Raw genomic sequence first — 16,232 nt, 5'->3', positions numbered from 1 at the left:
TTTTCCTCGGAATTGCGCTGGATGGACGAAAGCGGCCAGGAAGAGCGGTGAAAAGGCATGTCGAACGCAGTCGAATGCTGCCGAAAAGGGTCGAATGAATAGCTCTTGGGGAAAAGTTAGCGCTAACACCGCAAGCTTTTTGGAGCGCACGGCGGTGCCGCCGGTCACCCCGTCCGGCGCTGTGCGCCTTGGCGGGGTGCCGGCGGCCCGCTGCTCCGCTCGAGTCGGTCAGCCGCGCAGGCTCCACTGCTGGTTCGCGCCGCCGTGGCACGTCCAGAGCACGACCGGCGTGCCGTTGGCCGTCCCGTTGCCACTGGCGTCGAGGCAGAGCCCCGATTGCGCGCCGGTGACGCTGCCGTCGGCGTTGACGTTCCACTGCTGGTTCAGGCCGCCGTGGCAGTCCCAGAGGATCGCCGCGGTGCCGTTGGCGGTGCCGCCGCCCGAGGCGTCGAGGCACCTGCCGCCGATCGTGAACTGCTTGCCGGAGGTGTAGGTCCAGCGCTGGTTCGCACCGCCGCCGCAGTCCCACAACCTCGCGGTGCTGTTGTTGGCCGTGGTGGCGACGTCGAGGCAACGGCCCGACTGGAGGCCGGCGACGGTGACGTTCTCCCGTCCGCCGGTGCCGCCCGGTCCGGCGGCGGCCATCACGGCCTGGGCGCCGGCCGGCCAGTTGCCGCCGGAGACGACGACGTTGCCGCTCACCACGTTGCCGCGATCACCGTTGGTGATGTTGCTGCTGCCGTTGCTCGACCAGTTGCCGGTGAGCGTCCAGTTGCCCATGTTCTCGCCGCCGTAGTAGTTGGCGGTGGCCCAGGTTCCGGTGGCGGAGAAGACGTTGCCCGTGGCGCGGTAGTGCTTGGAGCCCTCGTCGAAGTAGAGCCCGAAGAACCCGTTGGTGCGCAAGCAGTAGTTGCCGCGGATTTCCGCGTTCGGGTTCCAGCCCAGCGTGTAGATGCAGCCGCCGTCGGTCATCTGCTGCATCACGTCGTGGACGTAGTTGTTGAGCAGCTTGTTGCCGGACGCGGTGGTGGGTGTGGTGTACCGGGGCTGGTAGTTGTAGAGGCCCCGGCCGGCGTAGTGGTTGCTGCCGCCCGCGTCGTTCGAGCCCCAGCCGTAGCCGAGGGAGATGCCGGAGTACGGCAGGTTGTAGACCTCGTTGTGGGCCACGGTCGCGTTGGTGACGTAGGTGTTGAGCACCGACACGATTCCCCGGTACTCGATCCCGAGGTCGTGGACGCGGTTGTGGCTGACGGTGATGTCCCGGTTCACCATCCGCTGGTCGCCCGGGTGGTGCGCGTCGGCGCGCACGCCGCCGACCACGATGCCGCCCGCCGAGCTGTGCGCGATCTCCGAGCGGGTGATCGTGATGCCGGACGCGCCCAGCCCGACCCCGCTGCTGTGCGCGTTCGCGTCGTTGCCGATGCCGATCGCGGTCTGCCCGAGGTTGACGAAGCGGGAGTCGGTGAAGGTGACGCGGCTGGCCGCGGAGATCTGGACGGCGGCGGGCATCTGCGACCAGTGCGGCCGGACCGCCTCGAACGCCGGGCAGCCGCTCCGGCACGAGTTCAGCCGGTCGGCCGGCCAGTTCCAGTCGCCGGAGATGTAGGCGCCGGTCTGCTGGTCCGCGTACCCCTGGTTGCTGCTGGGGCCGAGCCACGAGGTGCCGGTGAAGGTGATGCCGCTGAACGAGATGTCGTGCGCGAGCGCGTCGTAGGTGCCACCGACGGAGACCAGCGACTGCAGCGCCGGCAGTTCGACGCTGACGTTGTTCATGTTCTGCCCGGAGCGGGGGATGTAGTACAGGACACCGGTGCCGGGGTTGAGGTACCACTCACCCACCGCGTCCAGGAACTCGTACGCGTTCGCCAGGTGGAGCGGGCCGGCGCGGAACGGGTTGTTGAGCGTGTCGTAGCCGAAGGTGTTGTTGTTCCACGCGGGTTGCTGCATCGTCAGGAAGTTGCCGCTGATGCTCTGCACCGGCGAGTACCTGTCGGTGAAGGAGTTGACGCTCTCCACCTCGACCCGGTTCTGGTTCGCCAGGGTGTTCAGGTAGCTCAGCGCGCCGTTGGAGAAGCGCATGCCGCTGTCGGTGAAGGTGAAGTCGGACCGGTTGACCTGCGTGCGCGCGCGGGTGGCGATCGCACCGTCGACGTAGAGCTGACGACTGTCGAGACCGGCACCGACGTTCGCCCGCCAGATGTTCTTGCCCGCGTCGGCGACCGTCCAGCCCGTGACGGCTCTGGCGCCGCTGAGGACGGGACGAGCCGATGCGGCTGCCTGCCACAGCACGCGGTGGCCGTTGGTGCCCGAGTCCGCCGCGGTGAGCCGGAACGGCTGCGAGAGCCGGTACACCCCGTCGGCGAGCTCCACGACGATGTCACCGGACATCGCGCCGGTGCGGGACCGCACGGCCGACTGCGCGCCCGTCAGCGAGCACGGAGCGGTTGCGGTGCAGGCGGTACCGGTGCCGGAAGGGGAAGCGTGCAGGGTGGTCGTGGCGGCCGAGGCCGGGGGAGCGGTGGCGACCGCCGCGGCCACCACGACCGCGACGGCGGCGAGAGCTGTTCGCCGCCGCGCAGCGGGGAACGAGGACGTGGACAAGGGACCTCCTGAGGTGGGTGCGCGGCGGCTGGCGGGGGCCTGTGGACGCTCGGAGCACCGCGCGCCACCACGTCCACGTGGGTGAGGTGCGAACGCACGCGGCGGGACTGGCGGCGTCCGGTCGCCGAGCGCTCGCGGAGCGTCGGTCGCGGCGTCCGGTGCTCAGGTCGGGACTGTTCCGTTCGGGCGGAGCGAACGTTGCCGGCGCGGTGCGGAAGTCGGCCAGCGGAACACTCCGAACGTAACTCGTATGACGTGTGACGTCAACGGTGGTCCGTACACTGCGGGCTGGGAGCACCACGGCGCAGCGCAACGGAGCCGAGCATGACGACGACAGGACGGCAGGCGGAGGAGGGCGTGTCCGCGGATCCGGTGTGGACGCGGAGACCGGCCAGCCTCGCCGCGGCCGTCACCGCGGAACTGGTGCAGCGGATCGTCCGGCACAGCTGGTCCGCCGGCATGACGCTGCCGCCCGAACCGGTGCTCTGCGAGACCTTCTCGGTGAGCAGGACGGTGATCCGCGAGGCGGTGAAGGTCTTGCAGGAGAAGGGCCTCGTCACGGTGCGCCAGGGCTCCGGCACGACCGTCAACCCGCCGGTGCAGTGGAACATGCTCGACGAGCAGGTGCTGCTCGCCGCGATCGCCGAGGACGAGAGCCTCGCGACCCTCGACGACCTCGTCGTGACCCGGCGGCTGCTGGAGTCCGACATGGCGCAGGTCGCCGCGCGCACCGCGGATGACGACACCGTCGACCGGTTGCGGGCACTGGTGGACCGGATGGACGAGCTCGTCGACGACGTCGCCGGCTACGAGGAGCACGACCGCCTCTTCCACGACGCGATCATGCTGGCGTCGGGGAACCGCATCGCCCGCGGCGTCGTGCGCTCGCTGCAGTCGCAAGTCCTCAACACGGCCGGGTACCGCGGCGAGAGCAGTCGCGAGCTGTGCCAGGCGTCGAACGCCGGACATCGGCGCGTCTTCGACCGCATCGCCGCCCACGACCCCGCCGGGGCGGCGGAGGCCATGTTCACCCACATCACCGAGGCGTGGCTGGTGCGCCGCGGCGAAGCAGGGGATCCCGGCCGGTTGAACCGGTGAAAGCACCGGCGGGTACGTGCCCGCTCCCCACCTGGCGGTGTACGCGGCGACGAAGACGTATGTCGTCTCGTTCACCCAGGCGCTGTGGGCCGAGACCCGGGGCACCGGTGTCCGCGTGGTGGCGGTCAGCCCCGGTCCCACGAAGACGCCGATGAACGGCCGCGGCACGCGCAGTGCCGAGGCCGTCGCCGCCACTGTGTTCCGCGCCCTGTCCGGCACCGGACCGGCGGTCGTCGACGGCAAGGTCAACGCCCTGACCACGTTCCTGTTCGGCAGACTGCTGCCGAGGCGCCTCACCCTCGCCCTCGCGCGGCGGGTGATGAAGGCCAGGAGCGAGGTCTGAGCGGATCAACCTCCGCACCCACGTGGCGCGACCGACGTCGGACGGTGGGAGAAGCTGTGCTGCCTCGCCCGCCGTCGGCTGCTGCTGGGTCACCGCGCAGCACAGCGCCTGCACGGTGCTGGTGCGGGACTGCGGGTGGAGTCCGGAGGAGTACCAGAGCATAATGCTCGAGCGGTTCCTGGAGCTGCTCGACCGCTGAGCGGGACACCGGTGACGACCGGGACTCCGGGGGCCGAGCCGCCGCCGTATCCGATGTGGACGTTTTGCAACCGCGGGCCGAGGCCGGTGGTAGCGGTGGTGGGGAGCGTCCTCATAGGACGTTCAGAGCTTTCCGTCAATTCGTGCGTTGATCACGTAATGCGTCCACCGGAATTGCTCCATATGGAGTAATGGGGGCTGGATTTCTTTGCGATGGAATGGCGGCAAGGCATAGTGCGCGGTCACGGTTGTTGCCGGGTCGGCCGTTCTCGACGGGGACCTTGAAAGCACGCCGGTCACCGGCTGACACAATGGACGAATGGCACTGGGTTACGTCTTCGCCGTGCTGGCGACCCTGGCGTCAGGCAGTGGTTCGATCCTCGAGGCGATGGGTGTGCGGCGTGTGGCCGCGCACGGCGGGTCGTCTCGGGATCTCATCGCTCTCTGGCGTCAGTGGCTGTACTTCCTCGGCCTCGGCGTGAACCTGCTGGGATTCGCCTTCGCCTCCGCGGCGTTGCACCGGCTGCCGCTGTTCCTCGTCCAGTCGATGCTCGCGTTCAGCGTCGGCGTGACCGCCATGATCAGCAGTTTCATGGGTGCCCACCTCCGTGCGCGGGGATGGGGCGCGCTGGTGGTCGGCGCGACCGGTCTGGTCCTGCTGGGCGTGTCCGCGGAGCCGGGTCCCGCGCAGGCCCTGCCACCGCACTGGCGGTGGCTCCTCCTGGCCGTTCCGATCCCGGTGGCGGCGATCGTCCTCTACGCCCGGCGCCACCACCACGTCGGGTCGACGGTGGCACTGGCGTTCGGCTCCGGTGTCTCCTACAGCGTCGTCGGCATCTCGGCGCGGACACTCCACCTCCCGGACGCCGTGTGGCGACTCGTGCTGGAACCGGCGGCCTGGTCCATCGTCCTCAACGGCCTCACCGCGGCGGCGCTGTTCGCGATGGCGCTGCAGAAGGGCGGTCCGACCGGGGTCACCGCGATCATGTTCACCACCAACACGGCGCTTTCGTCGTTCGTCGGGCTGGTCTACCTCGGCGACAACGTCCGCGACGGTTACGTGGTCGCCGCGACCACGGGGTTCGTCCTGGCGATCGCCGGAGCGATCGCCGTCGCCCACTACTCGGCGAACACGCGGCAGAAGGAACCCTTGCCGGAGCCGGCCGGTACGCGGGCGTGAGCCGGCCGGCTGTGCCGCTCGACCTGCATGGCTGTGTTCTCAGGCGCGCACAGGTTCGAGCAGTGGCTGCCACGTGGTGCGCGTCGCGACCGGGACGGTGACGGGAAGCCTCACGACGGAGCGCGGGCCGGAGGCCAGATCCGCGGTGTCGAAGACGGCCAGGTTGCTCGACGTGCTGTCGTGGAACGGGACGATGAGCCATTCGCCGGCGGTCGCGGGCTGGCCGAGCCGGTGACCGGGGCCGAAGTCGTAGGTCGTGGACGTGTGCGGATCGTGCCGCGACACCGAGGTGTCCCGGGCCGCGTACACGGTGTGGTGCCGTCGGCCGCGTTCCGGGTCGGCCACGACGGCGGAGTCGGCGCTGAGCAGGCGCTCTTCGCTCGCGGTGCCCGTGCTCGGGTCGAGGGTCCAGCGCGTCAGCTCCCGAGGTCCGGTGGGCGAGGTGTGCCGCACCGCGTCGAGGACGACCTCCGGCCCGTCCTCGTAGGCGTTGACCGCCTCCGGCACGAAGCACGGTGACACGGGGAACCAGAGGGGGTTGCCCCGGGACCGGCGTGGCAGGAGACCGATCCGCGCCTGTTTGCCCGGCCGCCAGGTGTAGGGGGCGCGCAGGCCGATGAGCTCGGTGGCGCGGTCGTGTTCCACGGACAGGTCCAGGACGACGACGTGGTCCGCCGACAGGGCGACGGTGTCGATGCGCGCGGGGCCGCTGAGCACGAAACAACGGCCCCGGCGCACCGCGCCCGCGGCGCTCATCGTCACGTGTTCGGCGAGCGGGGAGCCCGGCCTGGTCGCGATCGTGTGCCATTCGCCGGTGCGGGGGTCCTGCGCCGGCCGGGCGACGCGGAGGCCGTCGCGCACCGCCGGGGCCAACGTGGGCACGGTGCCCAGCAACGAGAGGTCGGTGCGGGCGCGGTGCCAGGTCGCGGTGCCGTCGGCGAGGCGGACGCCGGTGATCGAGACCGGGTCCGTGCCGTGTGCGGGATGCGGGACGGACTGCAGGAACCTGCCGTGCAGGTTCGCGGGCAGCTGACCCTCCACGAGGAGTGCTTCCACGGACGCACCTCCGACCTATGCATAACAGCGTTGTGCTAAACATATCGCCGTTATGCAACAATGTCAAACGTGAGCCCACGCCGAATGGACCCGCGCACCCACACCGCCCTCATCGAGATCGCCGCCGCGTTGCTCGCCACCGAAGGACCCCAGGCCCTCTCGACGCGGCGGATCGCGGCGGAGGCCGGTACCTCGACGATGGCCGTGTACACCTACTTCGGCGGGATGAGCGGCTTGGTGCGGGAAGTGGTGCACGAAGGGTTCCAGCGGCTGGAGCGCCACCTGACGGCCGTGCGGTCGACGTCCGACCCGGTCGCGGACATGGCGCTGCTCGGCCGGGCGTACCGGATGAACGCCCTGGCCAACTCGCACCTGTACAGCGTGATGTTCGGGGGCGCGTCGCTCAGCGGCTTCTCGCTGACCGACGACGACCGCCAGCACGGCCGGTACACCCTGACGAGCGTCGTGGAGTGCGTGGCGAGGTGCGTGGCGGCGGGCCGGTTCGCCGACGCCGACGCCGCGCACGTCGCACACCAGATGTGGATCGCCACCCACGGCCTCGTGACCCTGGAACTGGGCGGGTACCTGGCGGCGCCGCTCGACGGCGAGGCGCTGTTCGAGCCCCAACTCGTCGCACTGATGGTGGGGGCGGGCGACCGGCCGGACGCGGCGGTGCGGTCCGTGCGGTCGTCGCGCCGGCGCATCGAGCGCGAGCTCAGCGCGCAGGCGGGGTGAACGGGCCCCAGCTGAAGGCGGGCAGCCACGGTTCGTGCGCGCCGTCCCAGTCCAGTGCCGCGATCTCGGCGTGCGACCGCCGGCCGGCCAGGCTCCGGTGCAGGTCGTGGGTTCCGGCTCGCAGCGTGCGGACGACCGGGCCGTCGCCCGCCGTCCCCGTGGCGGCGGGGCTCTCGATCCGCAAGGCGGGCAGGCCGTGTGCCCTCACGGAGGCGGAGAAACCGCCGACGAGCAGGTTCAGCGTGCTGCGGTAGGCGGGGTGCCCGGGATCGGGCGGGACGTCCAGGGCGGCGTGCAGGTCGAGGAGGTGGGTGAACGCGTCCATCACCATCCGCCCGGCCGAGCGCGGGCCCTCCAGTTCGACCAGCGGCTCGAGGACGTGGCAGACGCGCTCCCACTCCGCCAGGGCGAGATCGACGTCGGTGATGCCTCGCGGAGCCGTGCCCGCGGGAGAACCCAGCCGTGCGGCCACGTTCGCCGCGACTTCCACGAGGTGCGCCACCAGGTCCGTCACCGTCCACCCCGGACACGCGGGCACCGGCACCGCGGCGACCTGCCGTGTCGCCAGCAGCCCGATGTCGAGGCGGACCTGCCGGTACAGCAGGTGGTCGGGCGCGCTCACAGCGGCACGTTCCCGTGCTTGCGCTGCGGGGCGGAGGCACGTTTGGTGCTCATCATCTCCAGGCCCCGTGCGATCGCCGCCCGCGTCTGCGCGGGGTCGATGACGTCGTCGACCAGGCCGCGTTCGGCGGCGTAGTGCGGGTGCATGAGCTGCTCCCGGTACTCGGCGATCAGCTCCGCCCGCAACGCCGCCGGGTCGGCCGCGGCGGTGAGCTCCTTGCGGAACAACACGTTCACCGCGCCCTCCGCCCCCATGACCGCGATTTCGTTGGTGGGCCAGGCCAGGGACACGTCCGAGCCGATCGAGCGGGAGTCCATCACGATGTACGCGCCGCCGTAGGCCTTGCGGATGATCACCTGGATGCGCGGGACCGTGGCCTCGCAGTAGGCGTAGAGCAGCTTCGCGCCGTGCCGGATCGCCCCGCCCTGCTCCTGGGCGGTGCCCGGCAGGAATCCGGGCACGTCCACCAGCGTGATCAGCGGGATGTTGAAGGCGTCGCAGAACCGCACGAACCGCGCCGCCTTCTGCGCCGCGGCCGAGTCGAGCACGCCGGCGAGCACCAGTGGCTGGTTGCCCACGACACCCACCGGCCGGCCGTCGACGCGGCCCAGCGCGCAGATCACGTTCCCGGCCCAGTGTTCGTGCACCTCGATGAACTCGCCGTCGTCCACCACCTCGGCCACGACCGAACGCATGTCGTACGGCTTGTTCGGCTCCACCGGCACGAGCTGGGCGAGCCGCGGTCGTTCGTCGGTCGTGGCGCCGACCGGGCCGTCGTGCGGCGGGGTGTCGAGGTTGTTGGCGGGCAACAGGGACACGAGGTACCGCACGTCCGCGAGGCAGGTCTCTTCGTCGTCGTGGACGAACGTGGCGACACCGGACTGGCTGCCGTGGACGTCCGCGCCGCCGAGTTCCTCGTGCGTCACGACTTCGCCGTTGACGGCCGCGACGACGTCCGGTCCGGTCAGGTACATCTTCGCCGTGCCGCGCACCATGAACGTGAAGTCGGTCAGCGCGGGGGAGTAGGCGGCGCCGCCCGCGCAGGGACCGATCACGACGCTGATCTGCGGGATGATCCCGGACGCCGCCACGTGCCGGCGGAAGATGCCGCCGTAGGCGTTGAGGGCCATCACCCCCTCCTGGATGCGGGCGCCACCGCTGTCGTTGAGCCCGATCAACGGGCAGCCGGTGGAGATCGCCAGGTCCATCACCTTGTGGATCTTCGAGGCGTGCGCTTCGCCGAGGGACCCGCCGAACACCGAGAAGTCCTGGGCGTAGACGAACACCCGGCGTCCGTCGATCGTGCCGGAACCCGCGATCACACCGTCGGTGTGCGGCCGGTTCTCGGAGATCTTCATCCCCCTCGCCTGGTGGCGCCGGTACAGGTCGATCTCGGTGAACGAGCCGGGGTCGAGCAGCAGGTCGAGCCGTTCGCGGGCGGTGTGCTTGCCGAGCGCGTGCTGACGGGCGACGGCGTTCTCGTCACCGGTCACGATGCGCGACCGCAGCCGGTCGGACTCGTCCAGCACGGACCGCATCGAACGCGGTTCCGCCGCCGCCGGCGCGGGACGGGGCACGGTCACCGGCACGAAGTCGACCCGCCGCAGCGAGCGTTCGGACAGGTCGGTCATGCCACCCTCCCCGCGTCACGCAGCCAGCGCACGGCGTCGGCCATCGTCTCCGCCAGCGGCCGGGCGGGCCCGGACGAGGCGGTGCTCTGCGCGGCCAGGCACGTGCGGATCGCCCCGCCCTGCACCGGGACGGGCCACGGCCACACCCGCTGCAGCGCGTCGGCGGCCACGCCCACCGGCACCAGTGCCGCGGCGGGCAGGAAAACGGCGGGCAACCGGCGCCCCGTGACCTCCCGCAACGTCCGGACGTAGTCGCGCGTCGAGACGAACCGGCCCGGCCCGAAACACCGGGACGGACCGCCGGTGAGCAGACGGGCGTGCAACGCCGCCGTGTCGCGGACGTCGCCCAGCGGGAAGCCGCCGGTCGGCCAGATCGGCATGAGCCCGCGCAGGGTGGCCCGCAGGCGCGCGGTCTGGTCGCCCAGTCGCGGGTCGTGCGGCCCGAGCAACGCGGGCGGGTAGCTGATCACGGCGCCGTGCTCCCGCGCGACCTCCTCCGCCGCGGCCTTCGACGCCGCGTACGGCTCGGAAGACGAGGTCACGGGGGAGTTCTCGTCGAGCACGGTGCCGCCCAGCGCCACGAAGCTCGACACGTGCACGATCCGACCGACCCCCGCCTTCCGCGCCGCCCCCAGCACCGCCTCGGTGGCGAGCGCGTTCGTGCGCCGCATCTCCCGGCGCCGGCGCCGGTCGAACGAGTAGACGCCGGCGGCGTGCAGCACGGCGTCCGCGCCGCGCACCAGTTCCGCCACCCGGCCGGGGTCCGTCGCGGCACCGGCGACCACCTCGACGCCGGCGGGATCGACGCCCAGCGGGCGCAGCACCTCCGGCACCGCCCGCGGGTTCCTCGTGAGAAGCCGGACCCGGTGCCCGGCCGCGATGACCGCCGCGACCGAGTGCGATCCGACGAAACCCGTCCCTCCGGTCACGCTCACCAGCATCCGCACCCCATTCGCCGCGACGACGAACGCCAGCCTGCCCGCGCGGCGGTCGTGCTGCTTCTTCGAGCGTGCGATGTCCGCCGCGCCACAACCGCGCACTCTGGAATAAGCGATTGTCGCCACGCCACCTCCATTCTGTGATAGGCGCAGCAGCGCAAGTCCTTTGTGGATGAATGTAGGCGGCGGAGGAGAACACCCATGTCGACGGAACGAACCGCACCGGCACCTGTGCGGCCGATCGCCACATCCGCGTTCGTCAACGGCCACTTCCCGCGCAGGCGCGGGCTGATCGTCCTGCTGAGCGCGCTCGCGGGCTTCGGGCTGACGGTCGTGTGGTCGGCGCACTTCGTGGACTCGACCATCGGGGACAACGTCGCGAACACGTTGCTCGGCCACGACGCCAAGGCCACGCCGATCGCCGGCGCGGCCGCCGGCATCGTGTTCGCGTTCGTCACGGGTCTCGCGGGCACGTTCACCGCCTGCAACATCGCGGCGTTCGGGGCGATGGCGCCGATGCTGGGCGGCTCCAGCAGCCGTGCGGAACGGGTCCGCGGCGCGCTGAAGCCGTTGCTGTGGCTGTCGGCGGGCATGCTGTCGGTGTCCGCGGTCTACGGCGCGATCGTCGGGCTCGTGGGCACCTCGATGCCCCAGTTCTCGACCGCGCAGAACGTCGCGGGCACGCTGTCCGGCCGCAGCGTGCAGTCCCTGGTCGTGTTCGGCGTGATCGGCCTGACGATGACCTACCTCGGTCTCGCCGCGCTGGGCGTGGTCCGCGACCCGTTCGCGCGCATCGCGAAGCGCTATCCCAACGCCCCCATGGTGTTCATGGGCGTGCTCATCGGAGGGTTCCTGATCGGCCGCCCGTTCGGCCTGTTCCGCCAGCTGTTCCGCGACGCGGCGGAGAGCGGCAACCCGCTCTACGGAGCTGCCGCGTTCTGCCTGCAGTCCCTCGGCAACATCGCCGTGCTCGCCCTGGCGCTCGTGGCCACCGCGGCGTTCCTGGGCGACCGGGTCCGGCGGTGGCTGACGGAGAAGCCGGTGCGGCTCGCGGTGATCACCGGCGTCGCGCTGATCACCGTGGGCGTCTTCACCTTCCTGTACTGGGACGTGCGGCTGCTCGCCCGCCGCGAGCTGATCCCGTGGTACCCGACGGCGCCATGGGCGTGACGGGCGACGGCCTGCGGATCGCGGGGCTGAGCGGCCTCACGCAGGTCAGCATTCCGACGATCAAGTTCTACCTGCGGTCCGGCCTGCTGCACCCCGGCAGGAGGACCGGGCCGAACCAGATGCGCTACGACGAGAGCCACGTCCGCAGGCTCCGCGTCGTGCGCGCTCTCGTCGACCGCGGCGGCCTGCCCGTCGCCGCGGTCGCCGAGCTCGTCGGCGGCAGCGTCGACGTCAGGGTGCCGGACGTGCTCACCGCGATCTCCCGCACCGGTGCGCCTGACGCCACCACGCCCGGCTCCCTCGGGGAGGCGCGGGCGAAGTGGCGCGACCGCGTCGACGAGGTGCTGGCGAAGGACGGGCGCGAGGTCGCGGACGACAACGCCGCCGCGGCCGAGCTGGCCGGCGTGCTGGCGAGCCTGGAGCTCGCGGGACACGCGCCCGACGACGCCCTGCTGGAGGCCTACCTGAGGGCCGGGGCGGCGGTCGCGGCCGCCGAGGCGGACCAGGCGCGTGGCGCCGGTGCCACGAGGGAGTGCGCGGAACGCCTGCTGGTGTCCATCGTCCTGGGCGCGGTGGCGCTCACGGCTGCCCGCAGACTGGGCCACGACCTCGCGGACGAGGACGGCTGAGCGGCACCGCAATTGGAAAGATGCAAATTGCCACACGTGCGGATGAAGATGGGAGGAGCCTAGTAGAGGAGCGCTGATGTCGACGGTGCTCGGTTCCATCAGACGATTGATCTTCGCACCGGCTCTCGTGAACGTCACGTTCGCGGCGCGCGGTTTCTCGATTCCGGAATCGGAGACGACCCGGGCACTGGAACAGATTCCGCAGACCGTGATCGCGGGATTCGAATGGGGAATCGACTGCCGCGGGCTGTGGGAGCTGGAACGCAGGTTGTCGCTCGTCGCGCCCGAGTTGCGCGGGTTCGCCTACGAGGGCGCGACGATGGCCTGCACGGTCCTGGACGCGATGGACCGGGGCAAGCGCACCCGTGACCTGCTGCGCGGTCCCGGCCTCCCGCACCTCTTCCTCGCCTACATAGGCATCGGCTTCGCCATGGCCCGGCTGCCCCGGCCGCTGTGGCGCAAGGTGGTGCCCGACCTCGAAGGCGTCCGCTACCACCCGGCGATCACCTGGCTGGCCGTCGACGGCTACGGCTTCGACCGCGCCTACTTCCACCCCGAACGCTGGGTCGCCGGGCAGCGCTCACCGCAGCCGTACCCGTGGCAGGACACGCCGTCCTACTTCCCGCGGGCCTTCGACCAGGGGCTGGGCCGCGCCCTGTGGTTCATCCACGGCGCGGACGTGAAGGCCGTCGCGAGCGCCGTGCGGAGGTTCGCCGGCCGCCGTCAGCCCGACCTCTGGAGCGGTGTCGGGCTCGCCGCCACCTTCGCCGGTGGCGCCACCCCCGCGGACCTCGCGTGGCTGCGGGCCGAGGCGGGACAGCAGGCACCCGAGCTCGCGCTGGGGGCCGCACTCGCCGTCATGGCCAAGGCGGCGGCGGGCCACGTCGACGACCGCGCGGGACAGGCCGTCCACGCGCTGGGCGACCTCACCGCGGCCGCCGCGGTCACCCTCGTCGAGACCTCCTCCACGTCCGCCGGCGGACCGGGTCCCGAGCCCGAATACGAACGGTGGCGCAGTCGCATTCGCGCACATTTCACGCGGTGAGAAAAGGGTCGAGCATGCTGGAAGATGTCAGACCGCCTCGGTGATGCAAAGAATGGTGACGGGAAATCGTATGTTTGGGGAGAGTGCATCGTGACCAAGGCGGGATGGCGCGCTTTGCGGCGTCGGTTGCTGACGCCCAGGAGTTCGGAGGCAACGCTTTCAGTACGTGGATTTCACCACAAGGACGAGGCGGCGAAGGAACTGCTGGAAAGCATCGGCCGGAACTTCCTCTTCGGGTTCGCGACCGCGGTGGAGGCACGCGCACCCGCCGAGGTGGAGCGACACCTCGACACCGTGGCCCCGCAGTTCCGCGGCTTCGCCTACGAGGGCGCGGGCATGGGGTTCGCCACGCTCGACGCGCTGCCGTTCGGCGGCGGTGGACGGGTGGCGGAGTTCCTCGCGGGGGCAGGCGCGAAGCACGTCTACATGGTCTACGTGGGCGTCGGCTGGGCGATGGCCCGCGTGCCGAGGTTCCGCTGGCCGCGGCTCGCGGTGAGCGACGAGCTGCTGCAGTGGCTGCTGCTCGACGGCTACGGCTTCCACCAGGCGTACTTCCACACCGGGAAGTACGTGCACGGCCACTACCGCGAACCCGACTTCCCGTGGCCCTTCACCGGCCCGGCCTGGTACGCGAACCGCGCGATCGACCAGGGCATCGGCAGGGCGCTGTGGTTCGTGGGAGGTGCGGACGCGGCCCGGGTCGCCGAGCTGGTCGACGGCTTCCCCGACACGCGGCGGGCCGACCTGTACGCGGGCGCGGGCCTCGCCGCGACCTACGCGGGCGGCGCGGGACCCGAGGAGCTGCGCTGGTTCGCCGAGCACGCGGGACGCCACCGCGCGGTGGTGGCCCAGGGCAGCGCGTTCGCCGCGGAAGCCCGCGTGCTCGCGGGCCTCGCCGTCGACCACACGCACATCGCCACCCAAATCCTGTGCGGCACCGGCGCGGACGAGGCCGCGCACCGGGTCCGCGCCCTCAAGCCGGCCGGGCCGGGGCGGGACGACGTCCCCGCCTACGAGCTGTGGCGGCGCGGCTTCGCCGACCAGTACGTCCACTCAGGAGGTGTGGAGCAGTGAACTGGGCCCGCAAACAGCTGCCGGGGATCCTGGCGCTCGTTCTCGTGATGGTGACCTTCCTGATGGCCCGGCTGCCCGCCGCGTCGCAGGCGGAGAAGCGCGACGTGGCGAGCGGCTACGGCTTCACCTCGATGTCGATCTCGCTCCCGGGCGGGTTCGACCAGCAGACCATCCGCAAGGTCAACAAGGACTACTCCCACATCGACGCCTGGATCTCCTCCGTCGGCGCGGCGATCGCGATGAACGACCTCGACGGCGACGGCCTCGCCAACGACCTGTGCCTGGTCGACCCGCGGATCGACCAGGTCGTCGTCACCCCGGCACCCGGCGCGAAGGAGGAGCGCTACCAGGCGTTCGCGCTCTCGCCCGGCTCGCTGCCGATGAACGACGTGATGGCGCCCATGGGCTGCGTGCCCGGCGACTTCAACGAGGACGGCCGCGTCGACCTGCTGGTGTACCTGTGGGGCCGCACGCCGATCGTGCACATCGCGAAGGACGGCCAGGACGGGCTCACCGCCGCCTCCTACACCGCCACCGAACTGGTGCCCGGCGCGAACTCCACCGCGGGCCGCTACACCGGTCCGCAGTGGAACACCAACGCCGCGGCGGTCGCCGACTTCGACGGTGACGGCCACGCGGACGTCTTCATCGGCAACTACTTCCCGCACGGCCCGGTGCTCGACCCGTCGGTCAGCGGCGGCGTCGAGATGAACGACTCGATGTCGGCCGCCTACAACGGCGGCGAGAACTACTTCCTGCGCTGGACGGGAGCGTCGGCGACCGGAGCCCGCTTCGAGGTCCAGGAGGGCGTGCAGGGCCTGGACTCGTCCAAGGGCTGGGAGCTCGCGGCGTCCGCCGCCGACCTGGACGGGGACCTGCTGCCCGAGCTCTACCTCGCCAACGACTTCGGCCCGGACCGCATGTTCCACAACAGGTCCACGCCCGGCCGGATCGTGCTCGCGCCGGTCGAGGGCGTCCGCACCGCGCTCACCCCGAAGTCGAAGGTCGTCGGCCAGGACTCGTTCAAGGGCATGGGCGTCGACTTCGGCGACCTCAACCGCGACGGCGTGTACGACATGTTCGTCAGCAACATCACCACGTCGTACGGCATCCAGGAGAGCAACTTCCAGTTCATGTCCCAGTCCGGCGACCGGGACGTGCTGCGCGCCAAGCTCGCCAACAGCGAGGCGCCGTGGGAGGACGTGAGCGCACCGGCCGGCACCGCGTGGTCCGGCTGGGGCTGGGACGTCAAGATCGCCGACTTCGCCAACTCCGGCGAACCCGCGATCGCCCAGGCCACCGGCTTCGTCCGCGGCCAGGTCAACAGGTGGCCCCAGCTTCAGGAACTGGCCACCGCCAACGACCTCGCGCTGCGCCACCCCGTGTCCTGGCCGCGCGTGACGGTCGGCGACGACGTCGGCGGCAACCACCGCCTCGCCTTCTACGTCAAGGACGGCGACCGGTACGTCGACATCGCGGAGCAGCTCGGTCTCGCCATCCCCGTCCCCACCCGCGGCATCGCCACCGGTGACGCGGACGGCGACGGCAGGCTCGACCTCGCGGTGGCCCGGCAGTGGGCGGAACCGGTGTTCTACCGCAACTCCGGCCCGTCGCGCGGCAGCGCTCTCACGTTGCGGCTGTGCCACGACGGCGGATCGCCCGCGGTCGGCGCCCAGGTCACCGCGAAGACCAGGGACGGCCGCACGTTCATCGGCCACGTCGACGGCGGCGGCGGCCACTCCGGCAAGCGCAGCCACGAGGTCCACATCGGACTCGGCAAGGCGGACGGACCCGTCGAGGTGCGGATCAACTGGCGCGACCGCTCGGGCGAGACCCGCGAGGACACGCTGACGCTCAACCCCGGCAGGCACACGCTCGAACTCGGTACCGAGGCGAAGGAGAGGTGACGGAC

General features: G+C 71.2%; 13 protein-coding genes and 1 pseudogene. 9 read left to right on the top strand and 5 right to left on the bottom strand.

What is annotated here, in order from left to right; all coding sequences use genetic code 11:
• Nucleotides 1-228: 228 nt before the first annotated feature.
• On the bottom strand, nt 229-2,601 hold the full coding sequence (locus V1227_RS09280; RefSeq protein ID WP_329792097.1) for an RICIN domain-containing protein: 2,373 nt from the start codon (nt 2,599-2,601) through the stop codon (nt 229-231).
• Between the two features lie 324 nt (nt 2,602-2,925).
• On the opposite strand from V1227_RS09280, the gene V1227_RS09275 reads away from it, so the two are divergent.
• The 3 genes and pseudogenes from V1227_RS09275 (at nt 2,926) to V1227_RS09265 (ending at nt 5,420) form a co-directional block, all read left to right on the top strand.
• Complete coding sequence (locus V1227_RS09275) at nt 2,926-3,699, top strand: FadR/GntR family transcriptional regulator (RefSeq protein ID WP_329792096.1); 774 nt, start codon at nt 2,926-2,928, stop codon at nt 3,697-3,699.
• A 13-nt stretch (nt 3,700-3,712) separates the two neighbouring features.
• Nucleotides 3,713-4,042, top strand: a pseudogene (locus tag V1227_RS09270) (SDR family NAD(P)-dependent oxidoreductase); the annotation flags it as partial.
• A gap of 517 nt (nt 4,043-4,559) precedes the next feature.
• Nucleotides 4,560-5,420 carry a hypothetical protein gene (locus tag V1227_RS09265; RefSeq protein ID WP_329792093.1) on the top strand — a complete coding sequence of 287 codons (861 nt, stop codon included), beginning with the start codon at nt 4,560-4,562 and terminating at the stop codon, nt 5,418-5,420.
• Nucleotides 5,421-5,459: 39 nt separating this feature from the next.
• Here V1227_RS09265 and V1227_RS09260 read toward each other — a convergent pair whose 3' ends face one another.
• Nucleotides 5,460-6,476, bottom strand: coding sequence for a carotenoid oxygenase family protein (locus V1227_RS09260; RefSeq protein WP_329792092.1), 1,017 nt, complete (start codon nt 6,474-6,476; stop codon nt 5,460-5,462).
• A 69-nt stretch (nt 6,477-6,545) separates the two neighbouring features.
• On the opposite strand from V1227_RS09260, the gene V1227_RS09255 reads away from it, so the two are divergent.
• Nucleotides 6,546-7,211 (top strand): TetR/AcrR family transcriptional regulator, encoded by a 666-nt coding sequence (locus V1227_RS09255; RefSeq protein WP_329792091.1) that lies wholly within the window; start codon nt 6,546-6,548, stop codon nt 7,209-7,211.
• On the opposite strand, the gene V1227_RS09250 is transcribed toward V1227_RS09255, so the two are convergent.
• The 3 genes from V1227_RS09250 to V1227_RS09240 all read right to left on the bottom strand — a co-directional run bounded on the left by V1227_RS09250 (nt 7,192) and on the right by V1227_RS09240 (nt 10,528).
• Nucleotides 7,192-7,833 carry a maleylpyruvate isomerase N-terminal domain-containing protein gene (locus tag V1227_RS09250; protein ID WP_329792090.1) on the bottom strand — a complete coding sequence of 214 codons (642 nt, stop codon included), beginning with the start codon at nt 7,831-7,833 and terminating at the stop codon, nt 7,192-7,194. The genes V1227_RS09255 and V1227_RS09250 overlap by 20 nt on opposite strands.
• On the bottom strand, nt 7,830-9,371 hold the full coding sequence (locus tag V1227_RS09245; protein ID WP_329793987.1) for an acyl-CoA carboxylase subunit beta: 1,542 nt from the start codon (nt 9,369-9,371) through the stop codon (nt 7,830-7,832). Before V1227_RS09245 ends, V1227_RS09250 begins: the two co-directional genes overlap by 4 nt.
• An 89-nt stretch (nt 9,372-9,460) precedes the next feature.
• The gene (locus V1227_RS09240) at nt 9,461-10,528 is read right to left on the bottom strand and encodes an NAD-dependent epimerase/dehydratase family protein (RefSeq protein ID WP_329792089.1); all 1,068 of its coding nucleotides are present in this window, start codon (nt 10,526-10,528) and stop codon (nt 9,461-9,463) included.
• Nucleotides 10,529-10,603: 75 nt separating this feature from the next.
• Between V1227_RS09240 and V1227_RS09235 the strand changes: the two genes are divergently transcribed.
• The 5 genes from V1227_RS09235 (at nt 10,604) to V1227_RS09215 (ending at nt 16,227) form a co-directional block, all read left to right on the top strand.
• The gene (locus V1227_RS09235) at nt 10,604-11,572 is read left to right on the top strand and encodes a hypothetical protein (RefSeq protein WP_329792088.1); all 969 of its coding nucleotides are present in this window, start codon (nt 10,604-10,606) and stop codon (nt 11,570-11,572) included.
• Complete coding sequence (locus V1227_RS09230) at nt 11,563-12,201, top strand: MerR family transcriptional regulator (RefSeq protein ID WP_329792087.1); 639 nt, start codon at nt 11,563-11,565, stop codon at nt 12,199-12,201. The genes V1227_RS09235 and V1227_RS09230 overlap by 10 nt, the downstream gene beginning before the upstream one ends.
• Before the next feature lie 76 nt (nt 12,202-12,277).
• Nucleotides 12,278-13,246, top strand: coding sequence for a DUF1702 family protein (locus V1227_RS09225; protein WP_329792086.1), 969 nt, complete (start codon nt 12,278-12,280; stop codon nt 13,244-13,246).
• 90 nt (nt 13,247-13,336) lie between these two features.
• Nucleotides 13,337-14,320: a DUF1702 family protein gene (locus V1227_RS09220; protein WP_329792085.1), complete on the top strand. Its 984-nt coding sequence runs from the start codon at nt 13,337-13,339 to the stop codon at nt 14,318-14,320.
• A gap of 47 nt (nt 14,321-14,367) precedes the next feature.
• Nucleotides 14,368-16,227 (top strand): CRTAC1 family protein, encoded by a 1,860-nt coding sequence (locus V1227_RS09215; protein WP_329793986.1) that lies wholly within the window; start codon nt 14,368-14,370, stop codon nt 16,225-16,227.
• Nucleotides 16,228-16,232: the final 5 nt, after the last annotated feature.

Origin of the sequence: Lentzea sp. DG1S-22 (genome assembly GCF_036321065.1) — a bacterium.
In the GTDB taxonomy this organism is placed as follows: Bacteria; Actinomycetota; Actinomycetes; order Mycobacteriales; family Pseudonocardiaceae; genus Lentzea; species Lentzea jiangxiensis.
Note: the sequence above shows the minus strand (reverse complement) of the source record. Positions and strands in the feature narration are given on the sequence as shown.